Origin of the sequence: Nicoletella semolina (genome assembly GCF_004345745.1) — a bacterium.
GTDB lineage: Bacteria > Pseudomonadota > Gammaproteobacteria > Enterobacterales > Pasteurellaceae > Nicoletella > Nicoletella semolina.
On record NZ_SLXJ01000025.1, the window covers coordinates 1 to 1029 of the forward strand.

A 1029-nucleotide genomic window follows, 5' to 3' on the forward strand; every position below is an offset into this window, starting at 1 on the left:
ACCTTGCCACTGTGTGAGACGGTGGAATAACCAACAGCGATAGCGCCTTCGTCCGCATAATGTCCGACAGAGGCGGCGAGCATAGATTTGCCGGCGAGTGCAGCTTGAGGTAATGCGATAGCGGCATTATTACCGGCGATACCTGCACGGTATTCACGTTGAGAGAGAAGCAGTCGTTCATTAAGCTTATTGAGTCGTTGCTGAATTTGTTCATTAACGTTATTCAATTGCTTGAGATTGACGGCGTCATAGTCTCGTTGAGCATAAGCGACATTGGAGAGTCGGTTACCGCCGTTATTCAATCCTTGAGAGGAGAGAGAGACTTGTTTGTCGCCACTGCCGATAGTCAGTTTGTTGGTTTCAATGGAACTGACTTTAATATCTTGTTTGAGTGCAATAGAGAGTGAATCTGCTTGTGCGGAGGTAGAGATATTATCATCGCCTTTTATCGTGATGGAGCTACCAAGTTTTTGGGATTGAGAAGAGCCACTGTCAGCATGGAAGGTTAAGCCTTTATTATTGACGGTTGTGTGAGCATCGACTCCTTTTTGGATATCATTTTTCGTTGTACTGGCTAAATCAATTTGATAGTCAGTCACGAGAGTACCGTCTAGTTTTTTAGGGACAGCTTTATGGACAGTCAGTGCAGAGGTAGTTGAGACAGTGGAGGAGGTATCTCTGGCATTGACGGTATAGATAGTTTGTCCTGCGCTGCCTTGAGAGACTGGTGAGATGGTAACATTTTCGCCAGCGTGGACTTCGGTTTTAGCGGCTTGTATATGCTGGTTGAGGTGATGGACTTCAGCATACAATTGGCTACCATTGATAGCGTCTTTGCTGTTAGCGGAGATAGTCCCGTTAGCGACGAGGGTAATTTTTTTATTACCAGCGTCAATTCCTTTGTCAGTGACACTTGGTCCATTTTTAATGGTTAAGCCGTGATTATCAAGTCGAGTTTGACCTGTTGAGACAGAATCAAGGGAGATATTACGGTTAAGGGTGATTTCAACGGTGTTATCTTTTGCTTTG

The 1029-nt window shown here is 44.9% G+C and carries 1 protein-coding gene; it reads right to left on the reverse strand.

The window, feature by feature from the left end:
* A partial coding sequence (locus tag EV693_RS09425; RefSeq protein ID WP_207906511.1) for a YadA C-terminal domain-containing protein occupies window positions 1-1029 on the reverse strand: 1029 nt, incomplete at both ends.